The sequence below is a fragment of the Synechococcus sp. CCAP 1479/9 genome, assembly GCF_019038535.1.
In the GTDB taxonomy this organism is placed as follows: Bacteria; Cyanobacteriota; Cyanobacteriia; order PCC-6307; family Cyanobiaceae; genus Cyanobium.
Genome location: NZ_JAFKRK010000027.1, coordinates 1 through 23,028 on the forward strand (window position 1 = coordinate 1; position 23,028 = coordinate 23,028).

Genomic DNA, 23,028 nt, shown 5'->3' on the forward strand with positions numbered 1-23,028 from the left:
GGGCGCCGCGATGAAGGCGACGATGAAGCAGATGGTGGCGGCCAGCAGGGTGGGGATCATCAGCACACCGAACCAACCGACGTAGAGGCGGTTGTTGGTGGAGGTGACCCACTCACAGAACTGGTTCCACACCGAAGCGCCGGAGCGCTGCTGGAGAGTGGCGGTCATGAGTGCATGAAAGAGTGCCGTCAGGCGGAAGCGCTTTCGCGCCGGCCGTGGGCGTAAGGAAGGGCGACGGATCGCCTCAAGGCAATGTAACAGACCATTGCGGCGTGTGAGGCGGCGTTCATGAAGAAAAGATGAGCTTCCCGCCTGGCCTGGCCCCCCTGCCGCTGCTAGGAGGTGAGGTGCTCCGGTCATAACGCCCTGCCGCCGATGGTCTCGCGTTCGTCGCTTCCTCCCCAGCCGCCGCGTCGCCGCCTGCGCGGGCCGTTGCCCACCCTGCTGCTGCTCCCCCTGCTGGCGGCCGGTTGCCAGGGCCTGCCCAATCCCGAGAGCCGCCGCATCGACCAGCTCGAACTCAAGATCCAGCAGCTCGAGCAGCGGCTCAACAAGGCCGACCTGCGTCCCGACACCGCCGATCCGGCCGGCAAGCCCCCCGCCGGCGTGGTCAAGTCCCTGACCCTGCGCACCGACACCGAGGACGACCGGCTGCGCATCTACTGGGCCGACGGCAGCAAGACCGACCTCCCCTGCACCAAGGAACAGACCACCCTCGTCTGCGGATGACCATGACCTCCCCTTCCCTGCGGCCCCTGCTGGGCTGCCTGGCCCTGCTGCTGGCCGTCCCCCTGGTGGGGGCCTCCCCGGCCCGGGCCCAGATGACCCAGGAACAGGCCTTCCAGCGGGGCCGCGCCGCGAACCTGGCCCGGATGCGGGCCGAGGTGATCAACGGCGGCCTCGGGGTCTACCGGCCCGCCCTCTGCATGTACGAGCGCAGCGGCGGCAACTGCCTGGTGCGCGCCGATGCCGAGGGTTTCCTGTTCCGCTTCTACGGCGGCGTCCCCGGCTGGGCCCAGCTCGGCCTGCCGCCCTCGGTGGAAACGGAGATCCTCGTCGCCCCGGATGGACGCAGCGTCGTGAACGTCCTCTACAACGGCGTGCCCCGCTCCCAGCCCGCCGCCACCGGCCAGCCCCAGGCTCAGCCCGGGCTCTGAAGCTCCCGGGCCAGATCAGCCAGGGCCTGGCCCCAGCCCGGCTCCACCGGCCAGAACTCCCGCCGGGTGAGGCTGAGGGCGATGCCCTTCTCGCCGTAGGCCGCCTCGTTGATGAACACGGCCCAGACGGGCCCGGCCTCCTGGTCTTCCCGCGGGTGGTAGGGAATCGTGGCGCCCTCGGCCGTCAGGAACAGGGGATCGCCGGCGGCGATCGGCTGCCAGTCGCGGTTCTGGCGCTGGGGATGCACCACCGCCGCCGGGGTGCCGTCGCCATGGCGGGGCAGATCGAGGCTGCCCAGGTGCCGGTGCACCACTAGCCCGTCGGGCTGGCGCAGGGTTCCGCTGCGGGCCTCCGCCAGCACCTCCAGGGCCGCCTCCAGGGCCAGCTGGCTCTGCCGGCAGATCGGTTCCTGGATCACGCCCTGGGGCACCGGGCCCACCTCCACCACCAGCCCGCAGGGCCAGCGCTCCACCAGGTAACCGGTCTGGGCCCGGTCCTGCTCATGCAGGTAGATCGGCAGGCCCAGGCGTCGCTGCACGCCCGCCGCCAGGGCCAGATCGGCGGGCCGCCGGCCGTAGACCACCAGGCTGCTGCCCATGGCGGCGGTGGTGCTGTGCAGATCGAGGGCCACCAGGCAGGGGGCGCTGCCCCCTGGCCCATGGCGGGCCAGCAGCTCCCGGGCCCGCTCCAGTTCCCGGTCCCCTGGCCCGGGGGCGTCCAGGCGGTCCGGCACGAAGCTGCGGTTGAGGTCCTGGTCGAGGTAGCGCACCCCGGCGGCATGGGCGGCGGGGTTGCCCAGCACCAGCTCCAGGGCAAGGCCACGGCTCTGCAGCAGCGCCGGGTGCCGTCGCCAGGCCTCCAGCAGCCAGGGCGCGTTGCGCTCGTTGCCGTGGGTGCCCCCCACCACCATCACCCGGCCCGACACCATCGCCTGCTCGCTCACAGGTCCCAGCCTGGCGCAGAGTCAGGGCAGCGAACCGTGATGTCCATGGCCCCGCCCGCTCCGCTGGTGCGCTCCGCCCGGCAGCTCTGGCAGTGCCAGTGGCGCCTGCTGATGGGGGGGCTCGGCCCCGCCGACGGCCAGGGCCGCTACCGCCGGCCGGCCGGGGCCTTCACCGCCCTGCCGCCGGTGCCGGAGGACGCCGCCGAAGCCCGCAGCCACGTGCTGATCGTGGGCCGCAGCTGCCCCTGGGCCCATCGGGCCTGGATCACCTGGAGCCTGCGGGGCCTGGCCCCGATGATCGAGAGGGTGGTGGTGGTTCCCGATCCGGACGCCGGGCGCTGGCGGTTCAGCGAGCCCTTCGAGGGCTGCGGCACCCTGCTCGAGCTCTACCGCCGCTGCGGCGCCGATCCCCGCGCCCGGGCCACCGTGCCGGCCCTCTATTCGCGGCGAACGGGGACGATCCTGGTGAACGAGAGCGCCCGCCTGATCGAGCTGCTCAACGCCTGGCCCGCGGCGCCCGAAGCTCCGGACCTGGCCCCGCCGGCGGACCTGCCGGCGATCAGCGCCTGGCGGGAGCGCCTGCAGGGGGATGTCAACGACGGGGTGTACCGCTGTGGCTTCGCCCGCAACCAGGCGGCCTACGACGAGGCCGAGGCGGCCCTGTTCGAGACGCTGGAGGCCGTCGAGGCCAGCCTCGCCTCCTGTGGTGAGGGTGGCGGCTGGCTGTGTGGCGGCCCCGCCCCGAGCCTGGCGGACGTGGTGCTGTTCCCCAGCCTGATCCGCATGGAACTGGTTTACGCGCCCCTGTTCGGCTGCAGCCGCAAGCCCCTCTGGCAGCTGCCCCGGCTGTGGGACTGGCGGCGCCGCTTCCACGCCCTGGAGGGGGTGGCCGCCACCTGCTTCCCGACGGCCTGGCGGACCGACTACTTCGGGGCCCTGTTCCCCCTCCACCCCTCCGGCATCGTCCCGGCGGGACCGGACCTGGCCACACTGGTAGGCAGCCCGCCCCCGGCCGCCCCCGGCACCCCCATCCGATGAGCAGCACCCTGGCCACCCCGGACGGCGCCGACCCCGTCTTCGAGGGGGTGTATGGCACCTTTTCGATCACCGCCACCGACCGCCGCGAGGTGCTCGGCTACCGGCTGGCCCTCACGGCCGTGGCCCTCGGCCAGCTGGCCCTGCTGGCCCAGTGGCGCCAGCTGGGCCCCGACCTGCTCTGGCCCTGGTTGCTGGTGATGGCGGCCGGGCTGGGCCTGGCCCTGCGCTGGATCCACATCTACCTGCGCCCCCTGCACCGGGCCCTGCAGCTGTTCTGGCTGGCGGGCTGCCTGGGCGGGGTGCTGCTGGCCCTGCGGGCCGGACCGGACCAGATGCTCCCCGCCCTGGCCCAGCAACCCCTGTGGATCCTGGCGGTGGGGCCCTACTTCGCCGCCCTGGCCGGCATCGGCTTCAAGGAGTTCTTCTGCTTCCAGCGCCCCGAGGCGATCGGGGTCACCCTGCTGCTGCCCCTGGCCCTGCTCGGCCGCCTGGCCGGCGTGCTCAGCCCGGCCACCACCGCCAGCCTGCTGGCGGCCGAGGCCCTGCTGCTGCTGGTGCTTTGCCTGCGCAAGTTCCCAATGCCGGCGGCGGCGGATGTGGGCGACAAGAGCGTCTTCGCCCACCTGGAGCAGCAGCGCCAGGGGCAGGGCCCGTCCGTCGAAGCCCCATGAGCCTGATCAGCCTGGTGGGGGCCGCCAAGGACTTCGGCCTGCGCAGCCTGTTCGCCGACCTCGATCTGCACGTGGGCGAGCGGGACCGGCTGGGGCTGATCGGCCCCAACGGCGCCGGCAAGAGCACCCTGCTGCGGGTGCTGGCGGGCCTCGAACCGCTGGATCGGGGCGAGCGTCGTTGCCATGCCCGCACCCGGGTGGTGCTGCTCGACCAGGAGCCCCGGCTGGATCCGGCCCTGACCGTGCTGGAACAGGTGTTCGCCGGTGACGGGGAGGCCATGGCCCTGCTGCGGGAGTACGCCGGGGTGAGCCACCAGCTGGCCCTCCATCCAGAGGACGACCAGCTCCTGGCCCGCCTCAGCGCCCTGCAGCACCGCATGGACGGCTGCCAGGCCTGGGATCTGGAGCGCCGCTGCCGCGAGGTGCTGGAGCGCCTGGGCATCGACGCGGCCCACCAGGAGCGGACGATCGGCGAACTCTCCGGCGGCAACCGGCGCCGCGTCGCCCTGGCGGCGGCCCTGGTCGCCGAACCCGAGGTGCTGCTCCTTGATGAACCCACCAACCACCTCGATGCCGAGGGGGTCGAGTGGCTGCAGAGCTACCTGGATCGCTTCGCCGGCGCCCTGGTGCTCGTCACCCACGACCGCTACCTGCTGGATCGGGTCACCCGGCGGATCGTGGCGGTGGATCGGGGCGAGGCCCGCCCCTATGAGGGCAACTACGGCACCTACCTGGCCCTGAAGGCGGCCGAGGAGGAGGCGGAAGCGTCCACCGCCGCCAAGCTCAAGGGGACCCTGCGGCGGGAACTGGCCTGGATGCGCCAGGGCCCCAAGGCCCGCAGCACCAAGCAGAAGGCCCGGCTGCAGCGCATCGATGCCCTGCTGGAGGCCCCCACCCGCCAGGGGCGGACCAGCCTGGCGATGGCCGCCACCGCCCGGCGCATCGGCAAGCGGGCGATCACCGCCGAGGGCCTGGCGGTGGCCGTGGGCGAGCGCACCCTGCTGCGAGATTTCAGCTACGACTTCAGCCCCGAGGACCGGGTGGGGATCATCGGGCCCAACGGGGCCGGCAAATCCAGCCTGCTGGAGGTGATCGCCGGCCGCCGCCCCCCCAGCGAGGGCCTGCTGGAGCTGGGGGCCACGGTGAAGCTGGCCTACTTCGACCAGCACAGCGACGTGCTGCTGGCCAAGGACGGCAAGCGCAAGGTGATCGAGGTGGTGCAGGAGGCCGCCAGCCGGGTGCAGGTGGACGGGGTGGAGCTGACGGCCTCCCAGCTGCTGGAGCGGTTCCTGTTTCCCCCCGCCCAGCAGCACCAGCCGGTGGCCAAGCTCTCCGGGGGCGAGCGCCGGCGTTTGCACCTCTGCCGGCTGTTGATCGAGGCCCCCAACGTGCTGCTGCTGGACGAGCCCACCAACGACCTCGACGTGCACACCCTGAGCGTGCTGGAGGACTTCCTCGAGGATTTCCGCGGCTGTGTGGTGGTGGTCTCCCACGACCGCTGGTTCCTGGACCGCACCGTCGACCGCCTGTTCCACTTCGAGGCGGGCCGGCTGGAGCGCTTCGAGGGCAACTACACCAGCTGGCTGGAGCGGCGGGCCCAGGCCCCGGCCACCGCCCCTGGGCAGGCCCCCGGTCCTGCCGCCGTCCTTGGGGCCACCCCGCAGGACGCCAGGGGAGCAACGCCAGCGGCCAAGGCGGCGGCCGGGCCCCGGCGACGCAGCTTCAAGGAGGCCCGGGAGCTGGAGCGCCTGGAGAGCGAACTGCCGGAGCTCGAGCAGCGCCGCCGGGAGCTGGAGCAGCACCTGGCGGCCCCCAGCGGCCCGGACTACGCCCGACTGGAGGCCCTGACCCACGAGCTGGCGGCCCTGGTGGAGCGGATCGCCGCCGCCGAGGAGCGCTGGCTAACGCTCAGCGAGCTGGCAGCCTGAGCGCCGGCGCCGGTGCGGGTGGGGCACCTCCAGGAGCCCCGCCCCATCGGCGATCCGGGGGGGCAGGCCACAGACCGGCCCGGCGGGCTCCGGCAGCAGCCAGGGCTGGCGCTGCACCCGGGCACCCCGGGCTTCGTCCTGCTGCATCGCCGTGGGCTTGTAGTCGTCCACGCTGCGGTGGGCCGCCATCTGGTCCCCCATGCGGCGCAGGTAGAGATCCTGGTACCACTGCACCGCGTCGGCCTGGAAGGCCTCCAGGGCCGCCTGGAGGCTGGCGAAGCGCTGGCTGACGAGTCCGCTGGGAGCGCACTGTTTCCAGACCAGCACCTCCTCGAAGCCGAGGCCCCGGCGCCACTGGCGCTGCTCCGAGAGGTAGCAATGGGTTTCGGGACCGTTGATCCAGAAGAGCCGGCCGTGCTCGTCGATGAAATGCCGTTCCCGCCGCTTGCTGATGCGTGTCATGGGCCAACCGGGGCACTGTCCATTCCGCTGCTAGCCACGGACAAGCCTCCACCGCAGCCGCCGGCGCCGGGTTTGCAACGCTCAGACCCCGGCCGGGGGGTGTGAGGAGACCCACAGGAGACGGCGATACCCCGGCCCCGACCGTATGGTGTCTGCGGTGAGTTCCGACCCGTGACGGCCGGTTTTTGCATGAAGACGATCGACGATCACATCGAGAAGGACAAAGTCGAGATCGAATCGGCCAAGGCCGACGGCAATCTCGGCAAGGTGCGCCACCTCGAAGAGGAGCTCAAGGCCCTCAACGAGTACAAGGAGCACCACCCCGAGGACAGCCACGACCCCAGCCCCCTGGAGGTCTACTGCGACCTCAACCCCGAAGCCCCCGAGTGCCGCGTCTACGACGACTGATCACGCGACGCTCACGGATCGGCCCACGCTGACAGGGGCTTTCCTGGCGCGGGCCTGATCAGGGTTCAGGCGATGCCCAGCTGCGCCCACACGGCGGCCAGCAGGGCATCGAGGCCCTGGGATGCCGCCGCAGAGATCACCAGGGGCGGTTCGCCGGTGTGGGCCGCGATGGCCGCCACCAGCTCCTCGAGTTCGGTGGCATCACGGAGCTCCATCTTGTTGAGCACCACCAGGCGCGGGCGATCGCTGAGGCCGTGGCCGTAGGCGGCCAGCTCCTCCTCCACCACCTGCAGATCCGCCAGCACATCTTCCGCACCCGCATCGACCAGATGCAGCAGCAGCCGGGTGCGCTCGATGTGGCGCAGGAACTCATGGCCCAGGCCGGCCCCGCGCGCCGCCCCCGCGATCAGACCCGGGATGTCGGCGAACACGGTGCCGTCTCCGCTCGGCCGCCGCACCACCCCCAGGTTGGGCACCAGGGTGGTGAAGGGGTAGTCGGCGATCTTGGGCCGGGCCGCCGAGAGCACGGCGATCAGGGTGCTCTTGCCGGCATTGGGCAGGCCGATGATCCCCACCTCGGCCAGCAGCTTGAGTTCCAGCTGCAGCAGCCATTCCTCCCCCTCCTTGCCCTCGGTGAACTTCTCCGGCGCCCGGTTGCGGTTGCTGAGGTAGTGGGCGTTGCCCAGGCCCCCCCGGCCCCCGGCCGCCACCAGCAGCTCCTCGCCGGCGTTGGTGAGATCCCCCAGCAGGATGCCGGTGCGGCAGTCGCGCACCTCCGTGCCGCAGGGCACCCGGATCGTCAGGGTGGAGGCACTGGCCCCGCTGGAGCGATTCGGTCCGCCGCGGCGGCCATCGTCGGCGGCGAACAGGCGCCGGTACTTGAAATCCAGCAGGGTCTGGAGGTTGGCATCGGCGACGAGGAGCACGTCACCGCCGCGGCCCCCGTCGCCACCGGAGGGCCCGCCTGCGGGGACGTACTTCTCACGACGGAAGGCCACGATGCCGTCGCCGCCGCGGCCGGCGCGCACGGCGATGCGGGCCTGATCGATGAACTGCAAGGAAGGGGTTCGGCCGGGGCTCGGATGAGGAACAACCCTAGGATCCCCCGGTTGCACCCCTGGTTTGGCCGAGGTCCGTTTCGAGAAGGTCGGCAAGACCTACCCGCCCCGTCGCGGCGGCAGCCCGGTGGAGGTGCTGCGCCAACTCGACCTGCACATCCAGGACGGTGAATTCCTCGTGCTGGTGGGCCCCTCGGGCTGCGGCAAGAGCACCCTGCTGCGGCTGCTGGCCGGGCTGGAGGCCACCACCGAGGGCGAGATCTACGTCGGGGAACGCCCCGTGAGCCGGCTGCGGCCGGCCCAGCGCGACGTGGCGATGGTGTTCCAGAGCTACGCGCTCTATCCCCACCTGAGCGTGGCCGACAACATCGGCTTCGGCCTGCGGCGCAGCCGCCACCGCAGCCTGCCCCAGCAGCTGCAGGACAGCCTGCACCGGTCCACCCGAGGCCTGCCGGCCCCCCTGCGGATCGACTCCGAGCGGGAGCGCCGCATCGCGGCGCGCATCGACGAGGTGGCCGCCACCCTGGAGCTGGGGCCGCTGCTGGAGCGCCGGCCCAAGGAGCTCTCCGGCGGCCAGAAGCAGCGGGTGGCGCTGGGTCGGGCCATCGCCCGCCAGCCGGCGGTGTTCCTGATGGATGAGCCCCTCAGCAACCTGGACGCCAAGCTGCGCACCGGCACCCGCACCCAGATCGTCGAGCTGCAGCGGCGCCTGGGCACCACCACCCTCTATGTCACCCACGACCAGGTGGAGGCCATGACCATGGGCCACCGCATCGCCGTGCTCAACGAGGGCCGGCTGCAGCAGCTGGGCACCCCGATGCAGCTGTACCAGTGGCCGTCCAACCTGTTCGTGGCCCAGTTCATCGGCAGCCCGGCGATGAACCTGCTGCCGGTGGAGGTGGCCGGCTCCGCCCAGCTGCTGCTGGGGGGGCGGCGCTTCCCGGTGGAGGGTCCGATGGCCGACCTGCTGGGCGACTGGATCGGCCACCGGCTCACCGGCGGCCTGCGGCCGGAGCACCTGCGGCTGGCCCCCGCCACCAACCGCAACCTGGCGGCGGAGGTGAGCCACTGCGAGGCCCTGGGCAACGAGCAGCTGGTCACCTGCCGGCTGCTGGAGGGCAGCCACCTGGTGCTGGTGCGGGCCACCCCGGACCAGGGCGTGACCGTGGGCCAGACCGTGCATCTCGATGTCGAGCCCACGGGCTGGCGTCTGTTCGACGGGCTCGGGTCGGCCCTGCTGCCGCCCGAAGCCACCACGCCGCCGCCGCGGCAGGAACCCCAGCTGCCCGCCATCAACCACTGAGCCGCGGGCAGGGCCTCACTTCACCCAGATGACGCTGCAGCCGGGGCCCCCATCCCCCTGCTCGGCATCGCTGACCCGCTCCACCCAGGCCAGGCCGGACAGCCAGTCCCGCAGACCACGCTTCAGCTTGCCCGTGCCGATGCCGTGGATCACCCACACCGGCCCGTTGGCCCCCCGCAGGCGTTCCTCCACCGCCGCCTCGGCCTCGTGCACCCGCAGACCGCGCACGTCCACCGTGTTGCCCTCGGTGCGCACTTCAGGCCCGCGGCTGCCCGGGGAACGGCGGCTGCGGATCCGCACCTGGGGCGGCGGCTCGGGGGGCGCCGGCTTCTCGCCGTGCAGCCCCTCGATGCCGGCCAGTTCCACCGTCAGCCGCAGCACGCCGCAGCGGACGCTGAGCTCGCTGCCGTCGTCGGAGATCGCCAGCACCTCGGCCGCCTTGCCCAGGGCCAGCAGCCGGATGCGGTCGCCGGCCTTGGGCCGCCAGCCGCCGTGGTCGCGCCGCTCCGGCAGGGGCCGGTGCTGCTGCTCGAGGTGCCGCAGCCGCTGGCCGGCCTGGCGGGCCGTCTCGCCGGCCACCCGCCCGCCGACGCGCACCTCCTGGCCCACCGAGCGCAGCCGCCGGATCAGGCGCCGCACCTCCCCCTGCCCCTCCCGGATCGACAGCTCCAACCGCTGGCGGCGCTGCTCCTGCAGTTCCGCCGACTGCTCCTTCTGCTGCGACCAGCGCTGCAGCAGTTCCTCGTGCAGCAGCTCAGTGCGGGCCAGCAGGGCCGCCGCCGCCTCGGCCGCCTCCTGCTGGCGCTGGCGCTCCTGCTCCAGCCCCTCGATCACCCGATTCACATCACCTTCGCCGCCGGGCTCCAGCTGGGCGGCGGCCACCGCCAGCACGGCGGGGTCCAGCCCCAGGCGGGAGGCGATCGCCAGGGCGTTGCTGCGGCCGGGGATGCCCCACTGCAGCCGGTAGGTGGGCGAGAGGGTCTCGACGTCGAAGGCCACCGAGGCATTCTCGAAGCGGGGATCGGCGTACTTGAGCGCCTTGAGTTCGCCGAAGTGGGTGGTGGCGACGGTGAGGCGGGCGCGATCGGCCAGGTGGCGCAGCAGGGCGGCCGCCAGGGCGCTGCCCTCGGTGGGATCGGTGCCGGCCCCCACCTCATCGAGCAGCACCAGGGATGCCGGACCCTGGGGCAGGGCCGCGCCTTCCGGTACGGCTGCCCCTGCCGGCAGAGCCGCCAGGATGCGGGCGATGCGGCGGATGTGGCCGCTGAAGGTGGAGAGGTTCTGCTGCAGCGACTGCTCGTCGCCGATGTCGGCGAGCACCTGGCCGCACCAGGGCAGCCGGGGGGTGCCGGCGCAGGGCAGGAACAGGCCGGCGCGGGCCATCAGGGCCGCCAGACCGAGGCTCTTGAGGGTCACCGTCTTGCCGCCGGTGTTGGGGCCCGTGATCGCCACCACCCGCAGCTCCGGGCCGACCCGGATGGTCACGGGCACCACCGGCCGGCCGCCCTGGCGCCGTTCCTGCCAGAGCAGCAGGGGGTGGCGCAGGTCGATGAGCTCGAAGGGGGCGTCGGCCGAATCGGCCAGCTCGGGCCGCACCGCCCCCAGCCACTGGCCGTAGCGGGCCCGGGCCAGGCCCGCATCGATCCGCACCAGCACCTGCTGGAGGTGGTCGAGGGGTTCGGCCTGCTCGCCCACCAGGGCGCTGAGTTCGCTGCGCACCTGGCGCTCCAGCTCCCGCTCCTGGCCCTCGGCATCGCGGATGCGGTTGCCCAGGGGGATCACCGCCTGGGGCTCCACGTACACCGTGCTGCCGGAGGCGGAGCTGTCGTGCACCAGGCCGCCCACCTGGGCGGCGGCGCCGGCCTTCACCGCCAGCACCGGCCGCCCGCTCCGCTCACTCACCACCGTGTCCTGGAGCAGGGAGCCGTAGCGGCGCACCAGCTCCTGCAGCCGGTCGCGCCGCTCGCCGCGCAGGGCCAGCAGCTGGCGCCGCACCGCCTCCAGGGGGCCGCTGGCCCGGTCCGCCACCCGGCCGCCCTCCTCCAGGCAGAAATGCAGCCGCTGCTCCAGCTCCGGCAGGGTGCGCAGTTCGGCCACCAGGGCGGTGGTGACGGGGCGCAGCTCCGGGTCCTCGATCTGGCGCCGCAGCCGCCGCGCCGTAGCCAGGGTGGCGGCCAGCGCCAGCAGCTCCTCACCGCCGGCACAGCCGCCCTTGGCGCAGAGGGCCACCGTGGCGGCGATGTCCCCGGCCCCCTGCAGGCTGAGGCCGCCCTCGCAGAGGCCATCGAGGGCCAGCAGCTCGGTGGTCTCCAGCAGCAGGCGACGGCTTTCGGCCGGATGGTCGGGCAGGCTGAGGCCGGCGCAGTGGCGGCGGCCGGCGGCGGTTCCGGCGAAACCGGCCAGGTGCTCGGCCAGCCGGGGCCACTCCAGCAGCTCCAGGGTGTCCTGGTGGATCTCGCTCACAGGGGCTGCGCTCACCCCGCCGGTGCCAGGGAGGTGGAGGTGGAGGTGGGGGCGGGGGCAGGGGCGGGGATGGCGGCGGCACCCACGTTGGAGGGGATGCCGGCGACGGGCTCGTAGAGCATCTCCAGCCAGTTGCCCTCAGGATCCTGCAGGTAGAAGGAGGCGGTGCCGTCGCGGTGGTCGTGCACCGGCCCCACCCGGTGGCCCTCCGCCTCGAGCCGGTCGTGCACCGCGTCTACCTCGGCGCGGTCGCTGAAGTGGAAGGCGAAGTGGGGGCCGGCGGCGGTGTAGCTCGGGCTGAGCAGGGCGATGCCGTCGCCGTTGGCGGGTGACTGCATGTAGGCCCAGTCCTGGGCATCCCAGGTGAGGCGCAGCCCCAGCCCCTCGTAGAAGCGCTTGGCTCGCTCCATGTCCTGGACCCGCACCGCCACGTGGCCGAGACGCGTCATGGGAGGGGGCAGCGACGGTTCATCGCACCATTCAAGCGGTGCGGCTCAGCCGTCGCGCAGCCACTGGGCGGCGTCGCAGGCGTGGTAGGTGAGGATCAGGTCGGCGCCGGCCCGCTTGAAGCAGAGCAGGGTTTCCAGCACCACGGCCCGCTCGTCGATCCAGCCCCTCTCGGCGGCGGCCTTGACCATGGCGTACTCGCCGCTGACGTTGTAGGCGGCGATGGGCAGCTCGCTTTCGCCCCGCAGGCGATGGATGACGTCAAGGTAGGCCAGGCCCGGCTTGACCATCAGGATGTCGGCCCCCTCCTGCTCATCGAGCAGGGCTTCGGTGAGGGCTTCGCGGCCATTGGCCGGATCCATCTGGTAGGTGCTCTTGTCCTTGGGGATGGGCTTGGTGCTCACGGCCCGGGGGGCCGAATCCAGCGCCTCGCGGAAGGGGCCGTAGTAGGCGGAGGCGTACTTGGCGGTGTAGCTGATGATCCCGACGTGCTCGAAACCCTCCTCGTCGAGGGCCTCGCGGATGGCCCCCACCCGGCCGTCCATCATGTCGCTTGGGCCGATCAGATCCGCGCCCGCCCGGGCCTGGGCCACCGCCTGGCGGCAGAGCAGGCTGATGGTCTCGTCGTTGAGCACCACCCCCTCGGCACTGACGATGCCGTCATGGCCGTCGCAGGAATAGGGATCGAGGGCGACGTCGGTCATGATCGCCATGGCCGGATGCTCCTGCTTGAGCCGCCGGATCGCCCGGGGGATCAGGCCGCCCTCGTTGAAGCACTCGCTGCCGTCCTCGGTCTTGAGGCCGTCGGCCACCTTGGGGAACAGCACCACGCAGCGGATGCCCAGGTCCCAGGCCCGGCCCACCTCCGCCACCAGCCCCTCCAGGCTCCAGCGCTGGGCGCCGGGCATGGCACCGATGGGCTCGTTGGACGCGCCCTCGTGGACGAACAGCGGATAGATGAAATCGGCGGCACTGAGCTGGAATTCCCGCACCATGGCCCTCAGGGCCGGCGTGCGACGCAGCCGGCGGGGCCGATAGGTGAGCTCCATGGGGCAGATCTGACTGGCCGGATCCTACGGAAAGCCCTTCCGGCGCTTGGAGGGCGAAGGGGCGCGGCCCTCAGAGCAGGGCGGCGCTGATCCAGTCCTGGCGGGGGTCGACGCTGCGGGCCTGGCGCAGCTGCTCGAGCAGGTCCCGCTCCCGGGGGCTGAGGCTGTCGGGCAGCTTCAGGGTCGGGGTGAACAGCAGGTCGCCCCGGCCGTCCTTCACCGGCCAGCCCTTGCCCTTGAGCCGCAGGCTGCGGCCGAGGGTCATGCCGGGGGGCACCTGGATGGTGGCTTCGCCATCGGGGGTGGCGACGCGCACCTCGCCCCCCAGGGCCAGTTCGTCGAGGCTGAGGGGGAGCTCGGCCCGCAGCTGGTCGCCATCGAGTCGCCAGACGGGATGGGGCTGGAGCTTGAGGGTGAGGTAGAGATCGCCGCGGCGGCCCGTGCCGGGCTGCAGGTTGCCCTTGCCCTTCAGCCGCAGGCGGCTGCCGTCCTTGACGCCGGCGGGGATGCGCACCTGCACCCGCTCCTCGTTGACGGCGAGGGTGCGCTCGCAGCCGCGGAAGGCATCGGCCACCGGCAGGCTGATGGTGGCCTCGGCATCGAGCTGCACCTGGGTGGAGCGCTCGGCGCCAGCACCGCCGAAACCGGAGCCGAAGCCACCGGGGAAACCGCTGCCGAAGCCGAAACCGCCGGGGGCGCCGGCCGCGGCGCCGCCACCGAAGCGTCCCAGCAGATCGTTGATGAAGTCGTCGAAGTTGCCGTAACGGCCGAAATCGACATCGACGCCGGGGGCGCCACCGCCGCCGCCCATCTGGTTCCAGTACTGGCCGAACTGCTCGTAGCGGCGGCGCTTCTCGGGATCGGAGAGCACTTCATAGGCCTCGCTGATCTCCTTGAAGCGGGCCTCGGCGGACGCATCACCGGGATTCACATCCGGGTGGTACTGGCGGGCGAGCTTGCGGAAGGCCCGCTTGATGCCATCGGCATCGGTGCCCCTTTCGAGACCCAGAACCTTGAAATAGTCGCGGTAACCATTCACGCTCATCTCGTCACGCTCATGTCGCCAGGGCGCCCGTCACCGTCGAACCTGGAAATTGTCCCAGTCCCGCCGCTGAATTCACAGGCCCGGGCAGGGCGGAAGCCCGTACGGCAGAGGGGTACGGCAGCTGGGCACGACTCTGGGGGCGGCCTAGATTTCCGGCCTCGCCGACCCGCCGATGCCCCCCCTTTCCCCACCCCGGCCCCCCCGGCGGCCTTCGGCTCCGGCGCTGCTGCTGCTGGGCGGGCTGTCCGCCCTGGCGGGGGGCCTGCTGAGCATCAGCCCCCCGGCCCACGGCGGCCAGGCCGGCGGCTCCACCACCCCCACCCTCGGTGAGGCCCTGGCCCCCTCCGGCGGCGAGCAGCTGGCGCTGACGGAGCATCTGCGGCGGATCGGGGCCGTGTTCTATGGCGCCTGGTGGTGCCCGGCCTGCTTCCGCCAGAAGAGCCTCTTCGGCCAGCAGGCGGGGGACCGGCTGCCCTACGTCGAGTGCGACAAGACCAGCGAGGGCCGGGAACGCTGCCAGGCGGCGGGCATCAAGGCCTACCCCACCTGGGTCCTGGGCACCAGCCGGGTGGAGGGCGTGCAGACACTGGAGGAGCTGAAGCGCTGGAGCGGCTTCACCAAGGCGCCGGGAACGGGCACCCCCTGAGGGCGGGAGCGGAGCAGCGAATCACCCGGAAAACCACGTGTCCACTGACACACAGATGTCGAGGCACGAGGTAGACGGCATGAATGAATTTGGTAGAGTCCGTAAACCAGTTCCGCAGAACACTGAACCCCGTTCGAAGCCAATCTCCTCTCCCCAGGGACATGAAGGAGTCAAGACTTCCCGCTCGAGAACCCAAGTTTTCAGCGCCCTTTTTTCAGATTCTCATTAAAGTCGAGGTGTATTTTCAGGATCATTGTTATTCCGGCCATCTCTGGGATGTGAGCCGTTCCGGCGCCTGCATCCGCAGCTTTCAGGAGGTTCCCATGGGAACCCCCGCCCAGATTCGCTTCCACGATCCCAGCGACGAGGAGATCATTGAAGCCAGGGGCGAGCTGATCTGGATGAATCAGCTCAGGGGCGCCCACTACTCAGGTCTCAGGTTTGAAGAGGGTTTCGACATTTCCAAGACTTTTCTCAGACTGCTGATCAAGGCGGAGGAGCTCTGACGCCGCGAGTCTGAACTTCCGTGGGCGGAGGGATGTCCAGTCATGACTGGCGCCGGGGTGAGTCACATCCAGTCATCGAAGCCCGCAGCAACCACAGCGCTGAAATCCATACGATCCGGTGGTCCCCGTCGCTTGACGACAAGCAGCCATGAACCTGCTCCATCACACCCTCGCCGCCAGCCTCCTGCTCGGCACGGTCGCCACGCCGGTGCTGGCCGATTCCTCCGATTCCCTCAAAGGCAAGATCCAGTCCGTCGATGCCGGCCGACGCTCCTTTGTCGTCGGCGGCCAGACGCTGCTCACCAATGCGTCCACGGACTACGACGATGGCCTGAAGACCTTCGCCGATCTGAAACCGGGGATGCAGGTGAAAGTGGAGCACTCCCAGCGAGGCGGCACCCGTTTCGCGAAGGAGATCGAGCTGGACGACTGAGGCCTCCCGGCCTGAGCCGCCCGCCTCATCAGCGCCGGTACATCCCGGCGCCGGGCGCCCCGTAGCCGAGCCCGGGGCGTACCCCGGCGCCGGAGGCGGGCCCGCCCACCCCACCGGCACCGACGCCCGGTTCCCGGTCCAGGCCGGCCCCGGCCGCTCCGAAGCCGGCGCCGGGGGCCACCCCCGCGCCGGAGGCCGGCCCGCCGAGCCCGCCCGGGTTGGGCCGGGCCTGGCTGGCGCCGGGGAGGGCCAGGGCGAGGGCCACCGCCGCGACGGCCGGAACGATGAGGAGCTGGCAGCGTTTCATCGCCGGTCATGCGCAGGAGTCCTCGTCCTAGCAAGGTCGGCGCGCCAGGCCGCCGAAGGCACGGGCGGGGCCAACGGGGGCTCCTAGAGTCGTCCTTTGGGCCCCGGTCCCTGCAGGCCATGAACCCAGCCCTGCAGGCCATGAACGGCGCCCTGCGGGTCCTGCTGCTGGCGCTGCCGCTCAGCCTTCTGTCGGGCTGCGGCCTCGCTCCGGAGGAGCTCAGCGGAACGGCCTATCTCGCCATCAGCGTCGAAGGCGACCAGCCGCTGACCAAGGCGATCCTGCAGGAAGAGGTCCTGCAGGCGCAGGCGATCGTGGCGGCCTTTCGCCAGCTGCACCCCCACGTGGCGATCGAAACCAACCTCCTGCGTGAGAGCGCCTTCATCGAGGAGGTGCGTCGCCGGCAGGCCGCAGGCTTCGGCCCCGATCTGATGCTGGTGGCAGGCTCCACCGCCCACGCCCTGGTGGAGGCCGATCTGGCCCGGGGCCTCCAGCTGCCCCAGGCCACACGCCGCCAGGTGGACGCCGATTCCCTGCAGCGGCTGGAGATGCCGCCCCGGGGTCTGGCGGGCCTGCCGATTCTGAGGCGACCGCAGCTCGCCTGCTACAACCGCACCCGGCTGGCCAGCAGCCCGACCAGCACTGACGACCTGCTCAGCCAGGCCCGCGGGGGACTGCGGGTGGGGCTGGCGGTGGAATCGCGCAGCCTCTTCTGGAGCACGGGTCCCCTGGGGGCGGATCGGGCGATCCTCGCCGCCGCCGCCGGGCGACCCCTGGCGGCCGGCGAACGGGAGGGGCTGCAGCGGTGGCTGGCCTGGCTGTCGGCCGCCAACTTCAACCAGCAGGTCTTCATCGAGCCCGACCAGGAAGCACTGGTGCAGGGTCTGCTGGAGCGGCGCCTGGACTGGATCCCCTGCAACAGCGGCAGCCTCAGCCGGCTGCGCCGCAGCCTGGGGACCGCCCTCGGGGTGAGCGACCTGCCCGCCGGACCCTATGGGCCGCCGACACCGATCACGCGGCTGCGGGTGCTGGCCTTCGGCACGGACTCCACCGCCCGGCAGCGGCGCGTGGCGGAAGCCCTGGCCGTGTTTGCGCTGAACCCCTGGATCCAGAGCACCCTGACCACCGACAACCAGGACATGCTGCCCACCAATCGCTTCGTCCCGCCCTCGGCGCTGCACACCCCCGTGCTCAAGGCGATGCAGCGGTCGGTGCGGCAGGCCGACGCCAGCGACGCCATCGCCCGGCTGCTGCCCGCCGGCGATCCCCGCGACCGCGAGCTCACGCGCCTGGTGACGGCGGTGGCCTTCGGCGAGATCACGGCGGCGGAGGCCACCGGGGATGTGCTCAGGGCCCTGGCTCCCAGGCCATGAACGACCTGCTCGGCCAGATAGTCGGCTGGCTGCCGATGCTGGGACGGCCCCAGGTCCTCCTCCAGCTCGCCCTGGTGGCCCTGGCCGTGGCGGTCAGTCGCCTGGTGGGCCGCCGCTGCGGGCCGGCCGGCAGCTCAAGGTGGCTGGAACTTGCCGCCACGGGGGTGGTGGGCGTCCTGGGCTGGGGGCTGCTGACCATCGCCCGTCAGCCGACGGCCCTCGCCGTCCTGCTGATCACCCTCGTGGCCAGTCTGCAGGGGTCGGAGCTGGTACTGCATCGGGCCGAGCGCTGGCTTCCCGAGGATCAGATCCAGCCGCTGCGCCATCTGCTGATCCGGCCATTCCTGCTCGCCGGACTGCTGTGGACCCTGATTGAGCAGCTGGACACCCGCGCCGAGCTGGCCCTGATCCCCCTGGGCCGCTGGATGGGCGCCAGTGTGAATGTGGGCGACATGACGCGGCTGGTGGTGGTGCTCTACCTGCTGCTCGTCGCCTCAGGGCCGCCGTCACTGGGGGTGGCCTGGCTGCTGAAGCGGTGCTTTGCCCTGGAGCGGGTGAGCGCGCGCGCCATCGGCCTGATGGTGCGCTACGCGGTGATCAGCCTCGGAACCGTGGCGCTGCTGGAAACGATCGGCTTCAACAGCACCGCCCTGCTGGCCATCGCCGGGGGGCTGTCGGTGGGCCTCGGCTTCGGCGTCAAGGAGGTGTTCGGCAACTTCGTCAGCGGCCTGTGGCTGCTGTTCGAAGGCTCCCTGCGGCCGGGCGACATCATCGCCCTGGACGGCGACTTCTGCGAGGTGCGCCGCCTCGGCCTGCGGGCCACCCGGCTCTGGCGCGACCGTGACAACGCCGAGCTGGTGATTCCCAATCAGACCTTCTTCAACTCCAGCACGGTGGAATTCAGCGTCGGCCGCACCCGCTTTCTCACCCAGATCGCGATCAGCGTCGATGCTGGCCAGCCCGCGGGCACGATCCTGGCCCTGCTGGAGGAGATCGCCGCCGCCGTGCCGGGCGTGGAGAGCCATCCGCCTCCGAAGGCCTACCTGCAGGGGGTGGGGGACCGCGGCGGCGATTACGTGGTCAAGTTCTGGATCCACAGCCCCTTCGCCAACCGGAGGATCTGCAGCGCCGTCGTTGCGGCGGCCATGGAGAGGTTCCGGGCGCTGGGCATCGAGCTGCCCTTCCCCCATCTGATCGTGGAGCGCGCCCGCGAGCCGAGCGCAGAGCCTCCGAGCCCTGAGCCGCCGGGAGGAGCCTCCGGATGATGGGAAGGGCCCTTCCAGGGCCCATGGGTCATTTGGGTGCCTAAAACGCTTCAACTTGCGCCAGATCACCCCAAGGGCTGGGCGGCTGCTGGTGTAGGCATCGGGGAGCAGGTAGCTAGGAAACGGCTTGCCGTGATCGGCCCAGAAACCTGCAGAACAGGCGGCACCCCTTGCGGGTGAATGGGTCCTCCAGGTGGGTGGGTGCGGCGCAAAGTGTCGAGGGACATGGTTCAAGACCTCGAACCTGAGAAGGTTTCGACCGCTGCCGAGTCGATCCGTCGAAAGCTGGTGAAAGCCGACTCAGTGGCTTCTGGGTGCCACTGGAGCGGAGCTGCCGTGGTCAGGCCTCCACGGCGGTCGTGCAGATCCTCCCGAAATGGTTCGAAGGACTGGCGACGAAGCCGAAGGAGCGTTTGTGGGTGAATCCCCAGACGATCGGCCATCTCAGGGGTGGGGATCCACTGGACGGAAATGGCGGACGTCATGGCAACTGCCGGGTACCTCTCAGCTTTCCGCTGAAAAATGGTGTGCCTAGTACAGGCAGGCAAGCACGCGTACAGATTGCTCAGCCACAGCCGATCATCGATGGAGCCATGGGCCATCTTGACGATCTGGTGGGCCTCGCGGTCACTGAACGTGGGCGCAATCCGGCGAATCACCTAGGCGATTTTCCCATCGTTTCGGAGGACCCGAGGATGGTCGACGTTATGCGCCTTGGTCCGAAATTCGTTGTCAACACAGTGACCACCGTGTTCCAGGGTCTCGTGCAGATGGCGGGTCTTGCAGACGGCGCCTTCGCTATGGCGTGGGGACTTCCAACACCAGCACCCCCAACCGCGATCGGACCGACCTCTGTGCGCAGGGCTTCAATGTGCACGGCCGAAAGCTGGGGCTCGCGCGCATCGTCAACGCAGGCTTGGCCGGCCCCCAGGGCAGCCCGGCAGCGACAGCGCTTGTAAATGGGGACTTCGTGGCCAACAGCGTTCATTCCTGCCGAACGAACCCTGCTGACGGGCGCGAGGGGAAAAAGCATCGGGATCGAGAGGCATGACCTTGACTTAATGGGCTCCACGGCGATAGGGTCGCCCGCAAGAATGGCAGTAGCGATACTCGGCGCTGTCGGTGGTCAACAACGGGCTGGCCGTGACCACTGTCACCGCGACCGACGCCAACGGCTGTTCCCCGACCCTTGCGATCTCAGATAGCGCCGAGGCGGGCCACTTCACCATCGACGCCGCGACCGGCGTGACAAGCGTCAGGACCGCGCTGGCCGGTTCCTTCTCATACCAGAGGATTTGACCGTGGTTCAGAAACTCGTTTTCGGAGCGTTCAGCTTCACTCCGCCGAACACGACCGACGGTATCGAGCCGTGGATCACGGATGGAACAGCCGCTGGGACCCTGTTGCTGAAAGACATTGTTGTCGGTTCGTCCGGTAGCAATCCGACCTCGTTCTTCTCGGTGAACGGCAAGGTCGTCTTTTATGCGACCACCCCGGCTAACGGGTCGGAACTATGGGTGACCGACGGGACGACCGACGGCACGACCCTTCTCGCCGACATCAATCCCGGCAGCGGAAGTGCGGGAGTCAACGCCCTGAACTTCACACTTCTCGGGAACAAACTTCTCTTCACGGCCACCAACCCGGCCACGGGGATTGAGCTTTGGGTCACCGATGGGACCAGTGCTGGCACCCAGCTTCTACGCGACATCGTGCCGGGCTCCGGAAACGGCGCGGTCCAATCCAAACCCTTGGCGATCCTGGGGAATACGGCAATCTTCGCCGCCGATGGCGACGTCTGGTCCACCGACGGGACACCGACCGGAACGGTGAAGCTTTACGACTTCGCCAGCACGCCCGGGCAACCGTCCGGCGTTTTCAACGACAGCCTCTTTCAGGCTAACGGGCTTGTGTATTTCAATGCGATTACCTCCGATCCAGTGGGACGGCCGCGAGGTGAGGTTTGGGTCACCGACGGCACTCCCGGCGGAACGAGGGAGATTTCGAACCTTGGGCCTGAAACGAACGCGGGCGTTGTGGCAGCCCTTGGAACCCTTGGCAGCACGACGTATTTCGTCGCGCAGGTCACGGAACTGGATGGCACGACGCTTGGCCTTGAGCTTTACGTTTCCACCGGCACCAGTCTTGAGCTCTTCCGGGAGTTCGACCCCGGTTTTCGCAGCGGCAATATCAATCCGGACTCGACTCGGGTCGCCATTGCGGGAAACCAACTTTTCTTCACCCGCGAGATCCCGGCCTCAGGCAACCCGACCGAGCTTTGGGTGATCGATGGCGCCACCGGGGGGACGCAGCTTCTGAAAACCTTCACCAACATCACCGGCCCCAAGTTCACGGTGTTCGGTGACTCCATCGTCTTCACCGCCACGACGACCGTCGGTGGAGTGACAAGCTCCTTCGCGCCATGGATCTCGGACGGGACGGCAGCGGGAACCCAGCAACTGCTGGCGAGCAATCCGACCACCAGCGGCAACAGCCCCGATGCTGGCAACTTCACCCCGTTCGCAGGCAAGCTTTTCTTCACCGCCATCGGCGGCTCTGCCACCGGAAAAGAACTTTGGGTCACCGACGGCACCCCCTCTGGGACGGTGCTTTTCAAGGACATCAACCCGGGCGCTGCGCCATCCTCGCCCTCTAACTTCGTCGTCGTGGGCGACAAGCTTTTCTTCCAGGCCACGACCGCGACCGGGCGCGAATACTGGGTCACCGATGGCACGCCAGCGGGAACCGTTCTGATCAAGGACGTCGCAAGCGGGTCGCTCGGCTCTGTCAATACCGGCGGGCGGTTCACCTCTGCGGTCCTTGGCGATGAAGCACCCGCCGCCCCGACCTATGCGATCAGTGGCACCCCCTCGACGGCGGAAGGCGGCACGCTGACCTTCACCGTGACGCGTGACATCGGCACGGCGGCCGGGACGGTTGCCCTGGCGCTTGGTGGCACCGCGACGGCCAATGCCGACTACCAGCCCCCCGGGCTGACCCTGTCCTTCGCGGCCGGCGAGACCTCGAAAACCGTGGCCATCACCACGCTGACCGATACCCTCGCCGAGGGGAACGAGACCCTGACCCTCACCCTCGGCGCAATCACCGGCGGCGGCACGGTCAGCCCCAGCAATGGCACGGCAACCGGCACGATCACCAATGTCCTCCCGCCGCCGACCTACGAGATCGCCGGCACGCCGACGGCCGCCGAGGGCGGCACGCTGACCTTCACGGTGACGCGCGACAACGGAGCGGCGGCCGGAACGGTCGACTTCTCGCTGGGCGGCACGGCGACGAGCGGCGACGACTACACGGCGCCTATACAAACGGTTTCCTTCGCGGCCGGCGAAACCTTGAAGACGGTCACGATCGCAACGATTGCTGATGCAGTCGCTGACCCGAACGAGACGGTCACGCTCACCCTCAGCGCGATCACCGGCGGCGGCACGGTCAGCCCCAGCAATGGCACGGCGACCGGCACGATCACCGATTCCCAGATCTCCCTGACCCAGCTCGGTTTAGCCTACACGCAGGACTTCAACTCACTGCAATCGTTCGGCACGTCCGCTTCTTTGCCATTCGGCTGGATCCTGAAAGAAACCGGTGTCAATGCCAACGGCAATTACACCGCCAGCACCGGTCAGACGAACGCCGGAGACAGCTACAGCTTCGGGCCAACGGCCAGTGACGAACGCGCCTTGGGCTCCATTCAGAGCGGGACGCTGTCCTCGGTCTTCGGCGCCTCCTTCGTCAACAACACGGCTGCGACAATCACGCAGCTGGAGATCGCATTCAGAGGAGAGCAATGGCGCCTCGGGACGGCAAACCGCCTGGATTCGCTGAAGTTCGAATATAGTTTGGACGCAACCGCCATCGACAACGGGTCCTGGCAATCCGTGGCTGCCCTCGACTTCAGAACCGTCGACAGTCTTGGAACGATCGGCGCGCGGGACGGCAACAGTCCTTCGAATGGGATCTTCATCGCAAGCATCATTGACGCCCTCAGCATCGAGGCGGGTTCGATGTTCTTCATCCGCTGGACAGACACCGATGCCGCAGGCGCAGATGACGGGCTGGCGGTCGACGACTTCTCCCTGACCCCCAATGTCCTCCCGCCGCCGACCTACGCGATCAGCGGCACGCCGACGGCCGCCGAGGGCGGCACGCTCACCTTCACCGTGACGCGCGACATCGGGACAGCGGCAGGGGCCGTCGCCCTGTCGGTGGGTGGCACGGCGACGAGCGGGGCCGACTACACCGAACCTGGGCTGAGCGTCTCTTTCGCAGCCGGCGAGACGTCGAAGGCCATCACCATCACGACGCTGACCGATGCCACGCCCGAGACGGACGAGACGGTGACGCTGACCTTGGGCGCGATCACCGGCGGCGGCAGCGTCAGCACCGCCAGCGGCACGGCGACCGGCACGATCACGAACATCGCCCCGGTGCCGGTCGACGGCGACCCGCCGGCAGTGACCATCAACCAGGCCGTCAGCCAGGTCGATCCCGAGGCCGACGGCAGCAT

The 23,028-nt window shown here is 70.2% G+C and carries 22 protein-coding genes and 1 pseudogene; 14 read left to right on the plus strand and 9 right to left on the minus strand.

Annotated features, from left to right (window positions below; all coding sequences use genetic code 11):
• Positions 1-168, minus strand: a pseudogene (locus KUG38_RS11965) (photosystem II q(b) protein); the annotation flags it as partial.
• Positions 169-375: 207 nt separating this feature from the next.
• Here KUG38_RS11965 and KUG38_RS11970 point away from each other — a divergent pair.
• Both KUG38_RS11970 and KUG38_RS11975 read left to right on the plus strand, forming a co-directional pair.
• Positions 376-729 (plus strand): hypothetical protein, encoded by a 354-nt coding sequence (locus tag KUG38_RS11970; protein ID WP_216921914.1) that lies wholly within the window; start codon positions 376-378, stop codon positions 727-729.
• A gap of 2 nt (positions 730-731) precedes the next feature.
• On the plus strand, positions 732-1,157 hold the full coding sequence (locus KUG38_RS11975; RefSeq protein ID WP_216921917.1) for a hypothetical protein: 426 nt from the start codon (positions 732-734) through the stop codon (positions 1,155-1,157).
• Here KUG38_RS11975 and KUG38_RS11980 read toward each other — a convergent pair.
• Positions 1,142-2,086, minus strand: coding sequence for an aspartoacylase (locus KUG38_RS11980; RefSeq protein ID WP_216921963.1), 945 nt, complete (start codon positions 2,084-2,086; stop codon positions 1,142-1,144). The two genes, KUG38_RS11975 and KUG38_RS11980, sit on opposite strands and share 16 nt — an antisense overlap.
• Positions 2,087-2,146: 60 nt before the next feature.
• Here KUG38_RS11980 and KUG38_RS11985 point away from each other — a divergent pair, with 60 nt between their 5' ends.
• From KUG38_RS11985 to KUG38_RS11995, 3 genes are read left to right on the plus strand one after another with little or no spacing between them, the layout of a single operon-like run.
• Positions 2,147-3,139, plus strand: a complete 993-nt coding sequence (locus KUG38_RS11985; RefSeq protein WP_216921920.1) for a glutathione S-transferase C-terminal domain-containing protein — start codon at positions 2,147-2,149, stop codon at positions 3,137-3,139.
• On the plus strand, positions 3,136-3,810 hold the full coding sequence (locus KUG38_RS11990) for a DUF2301 domain-containing membrane protein (protein WP_216921923.1): 675 nt from the start codon (positions 3,136-3,138) through the stop codon (positions 3,808-3,810). The genes KUG38_RS11985 and KUG38_RS11990 overlap by 4 nt, the downstream gene beginning before the upstream one ends.
• The gene (locus KUG38_RS11995) at positions 3,807-5,738 is read left to right on the plus strand and encodes an ABC-F family ATP-binding cassette domain-containing protein (RefSeq protein ID WP_216921926.1); all 1,932 of its coding nucleotides are present in this window, start codon (positions 3,807-3,809) and stop codon (positions 5,736-5,738) included. The genes KUG38_RS11990 and KUG38_RS11995 overlap by 4 nt, the downstream gene beginning before the upstream one ends.
• On the opposite strand, the gene KUG38_RS12000 is transcribed toward KUG38_RS11995, so the two are convergent.
• Positions 5,712-6,200: a hypothetical protein gene (locus KUG38_RS12000; protein ID WP_216921929.1), complete on the minus strand. Its 489-nt coding sequence runs from the start codon at positions 6,198-6,200 to the stop codon at positions 5,712-5,714. The two genes, KUG38_RS11995 and KUG38_RS12000, sit on opposite strands and share 27 nt — an antisense overlap.
• Positions 6,201-6,389: 189 nt before the next feature.
• On the opposite strand from KUG38_RS12000, the gene KUG38_RS12005 reads away from it, so the two are divergent.
• Entirely contained in the window at positions 6,390-6,608 is a 219-nt protein-coding gene (locus KUG38_RS12005; RefSeq protein WP_094586564.1) for a Calvin cycle protein CP12, read from the plus strand.
• A 65-nt stretch (positions 6,609-6,673) separates the two neighbouring features.
• Here KUG38_RS12005 and cgtA read toward each other — a convergent pair whose 3' ends face one another.
• Entirely contained in the window at positions 6,674-7,666 is a 993-nt protein-coding gene (gene cgtA, locus KUG38_RS12010) for an Obg family GTPase CgtA (RefSeq protein ID WP_094586566.1), read from the minus strand.
• A 64-nt stretch (positions 7,667-7,730) separates the two neighbouring features.
• Here cgtA and KUG38_RS12015 point away from each other — a divergent pair, with 64 nt between their 5' ends.
• Positions 7,731-8,969: an ABC transporter ATP-binding protein gene (locus KUG38_RS12015; RefSeq protein ID WP_216921932.1), complete on the plus strand. Its 1,239-nt coding sequence runs from the start codon at positions 7,731-7,733 to the stop codon at positions 8,967-8,969.
• Positions 8,970-8,984: 15 nt separating this feature from the next.
• On the opposite strand, the gene KUG38_RS12020 is transcribed toward KUG38_RS12015, so the two are convergent.
• From KUG38_RS12020 to KUG38_RS12035, 4 genes are all read right to left on the minus strand, one after another.
• On the minus strand, positions 8,985-11,432 hold the full coding sequence (locus KUG38_RS12020; protein ID WP_502988698.1) for an endonuclease MutS2: 2,448 nt from the start codon (positions 11,430-11,432) through the stop codon (positions 8,985-8,987).
• 11 nt (positions 11,433-11,443) lie between these two features.
• Positions 11,444-11,881, minus strand: a complete 438-nt coding sequence (locus tag KUG38_RS12025) for a VOC family protein (RefSeq protein ID WP_216921936.1) — start codon at positions 11,879-11,881, stop codon at positions 11,444-11,446.
• Positions 11,882-11,926: 45 nt separating this feature from the next.
• Positions 11,927-12,928, minus strand: coding sequence for a porphobilinogen synthase (gene hemB / locus KUG38_RS12030; protein WP_216921939.1), 1,002 nt, complete (start codon positions 12,926-12,928; stop codon positions 11,927-11,929).
• 70 nt (positions 12,929-12,998) lie between these two features.
• The gene (locus tag KUG38_RS12035) at positions 12,999-13,973 is read right to left on the minus strand and encodes a J domain-containing protein (RefSeq protein WP_190612240.1); all 975 of its coding nucleotides are present in this window, start codon (positions 13,971-13,973) and stop codon (positions 12,999-13,001) included.
• 172 nt (positions 13,974-14,145) lie between these two features.
• Between KUG38_RS12035 and KUG38_RS12040 the strand changes: the two genes are divergently transcribed.
• From KUG38_RS12040 to KUG38_RS12050, 3 genes are all read left to right on the plus strand, one after another.
• Positions 14,146-14,619, plus strand: coding sequence for a YbbN family protein (locus tag KUG38_RS12040; RefSeq protein WP_216921942.1), 474 nt, complete (start codon positions 14,146-14,148; stop codon positions 14,617-14,619).
• Positions 14,620-14,780: 161 nt separating this feature from the next.
• Positions 14,781-15,125, plus strand: coding sequence for a PilZ domain-containing protein (locus KUG38_RS12045; protein WP_190612237.1), 345 nt, complete (start codon positions 14,781-14,783; stop codon positions 15,123-15,125).
• A gap of 148 nt (positions 15,126-15,273) precedes the next feature.
• Positions 15,274-15,558, plus strand: a complete 285-nt coding sequence (locus KUG38_RS12050) for a DUF5666 domain-containing protein (protein WP_216921945.1) — start codon at positions 15,274-15,276, stop codon at positions 15,556-15,558.
• A gap of 28 nt (positions 15,559-15,586) precedes the next feature.
• Here the strand turns inward: KUG38_RS12050 and KUG38_RS12055 are convergent, their stop codons facing one another.
• The gene (locus KUG38_RS12055; protein WP_216921948.1) at positions 15,587-15,865 is read right to left on the minus strand and encodes a hypothetical protein; all 279 of its coding nucleotides are present in this window, start codon (positions 15,863-15,865) and stop codon (positions 15,587-15,589) included.
• A gap of 119 nt (positions 15,866-15,984) precedes the next feature.
• On the opposite strand from KUG38_RS12055, the gene KUG38_RS12060 reads away from it, so the two are divergent.
• The 4 genes from KUG38_RS12060 to KUG38_RS12075 all read left to right on the plus strand — a co-directional run.
• The gene (locus KUG38_RS12060; protein WP_216921951.1) at positions 15,985-17,238 is read left to right on the plus strand and encodes a hypothetical protein; all 1,254 of its coding nucleotides are present in this window, start codon (positions 15,985-15,987) and stop codon (positions 17,236-17,238) included.
• Positions 17,235-18,503 carry a mechanosensitive ion channel family protein gene (locus KUG38_RS12065; protein ID WP_216921954.1) on the plus strand — a complete coding sequence of 423 codons (1,269 nt, stop codon included), beginning with the start codon at positions 17,235-17,237 and terminating at the stop codon, positions 18,501-18,503. The genes KUG38_RS12060 and KUG38_RS12065 overlap by 4 nt, the downstream gene beginning before the upstream one ends.
• Before the next feature lie 1,122 nt (positions 18,504-19,625).
• Entirely contained in the window at positions 19,626-19,802 is a 177-nt protein-coding gene (locus KUG38_RS12070) for a cadherin repeat domain-containing protein (RefSeq protein ID WP_216921957.1), read from the plus strand.
• Positions 19,803-19,804: 2 nt separating this feature from the next.
• Positions 19,805-23,028: Calx-beta domain-containing protein (locus KUG38_RS12075; RefSeq protein ID WP_216921961.1), on the plus strand; the 3,224-nt coding region annotated here is incomplete at its 3' end.

Excerpts from the sequence above, each read along its gene's own strand:
- KUG38_RS11970 (WP_216921914.1), top strand. The coding sequence starts at position 376 with ATGGTCTCGCGTTCGTCGCTTCCTCCCCAGCCGCCGCGTCGCCGCCTG.
- KUG38_RS12025 (WP_216921936.1), bottom strand. The coding sequence starts at position 11,881 with ATGACGCGTCTCGGCCACGTGGCGGTGCGGGTCCAGGACATGGAGCGA.
- KUG38_RS11980 (WP_216921963.1), bottom strand. The coding sequence starts at position 2,086 with ATGGTGTCGGGCCGGGTGATGGTGGTGGGGGGCACCCACGGCAACGAG.
- hemB (WP_216921939.1), bottom strand. The coding sequence starts at position 12,928 with ATGGAGCTCACCTATCGGCCCCGCCGGCTGCGTCGCACGCCGGCCCTG.
- KUG38_RS12035 (WP_190612240.1), bottom strand. The coding sequence starts at position 13,973 with ATGAGCGTGAATGGTTACCGCGACTATTTCAAGGTTCTGGGTCTCGAA.
- KUG38_RS11995 (WP_216921926.1), top strand. The coding sequence starts at position 3,807 with ATGAGCCTGATCAGCCTGGTGGGGGCCGCCAAGGACTTCGGCCTGCGC.
- KUG38_RS12055 (WP_216921948.1), bottom strand. The coding sequence starts at position 15,865 with ATGAAACGCTGCCAGCTCCTCATCGTTCCGGCCGTCGCGGCGGTGGCC.
- KUG38_RS12050 (WP_216921945.1), top strand. The coding sequence starts at position 15,274 with ATGAACCTGCTCCATCACACCCTCGCCGCCAGCCTCCTGCTCGGCACG.
- KUG38_RS12040 (WP_216921942.1), top strand. The coding sequence starts at position 14,146 with ATGCCCCCCCTTTCCCCACCCCGGCCCCCCCGGCGGCCTTCGGCTCCG.
- KUG38_RS11975 (WP_216921917.1), top strand. The coding sequence starts at position 732 with ATGACCTCCCCTTCCCTGCGGCCCCTGCTGGGCTGCCTGGCCCTGCTG.
- KUG38_RS12005 (WP_094586564.1), top strand. The coding sequence starts at position 6,390 with ATGAAGACGATCGACGATCACATCGAGAAGGACAAAGTCGAGATCGAA.
- KUG38_RS12065 (WP_216921954.1), top strand. The coding sequence starts at position 17,235 with ATGAACGACCTGCTCGGCCAGATAGTCGGCTGGCTGCCGATGCTGGGA.
- KUG38_RS12060 (WP_216921951.1), top strand. The coding sequence starts at position 15,985 with ATGAACCCAGCCCTGCAGGCCATGAACGGCGCCCTGCGGGTCCTGCTG.
- KUG38_RS11990 (WP_216921923.1), top strand. The coding sequence starts at position 3,136 with ATGAGCAGCACCCTGGCCACCCCGGACGGCGCCGACCCCGTCTTCGAG.
- KUG38_RS12045 (WP_190612237.1), top strand. The coding sequence starts at position 14,781 with ATGAAGGAGTCAAGACTTCCCGCTCGAGAACCCAAGTTTTCAGCGCCC.
- KUG38_RS11985 (WP_216921920.1), top strand. The coding sequence starts at position 2,147 with ATGGCCCCGCCCGCTCCGCTGGTGCGCTCCGCCCGGCAGCTCTGGCAG.
- KUG38_RS12000 (WP_216921929.1), bottom strand. The coding sequence starts at position 6,200 with ATGACACGCATCAGCAAGCGGCGGGAACGGCATTTCATCGACGAGCAC.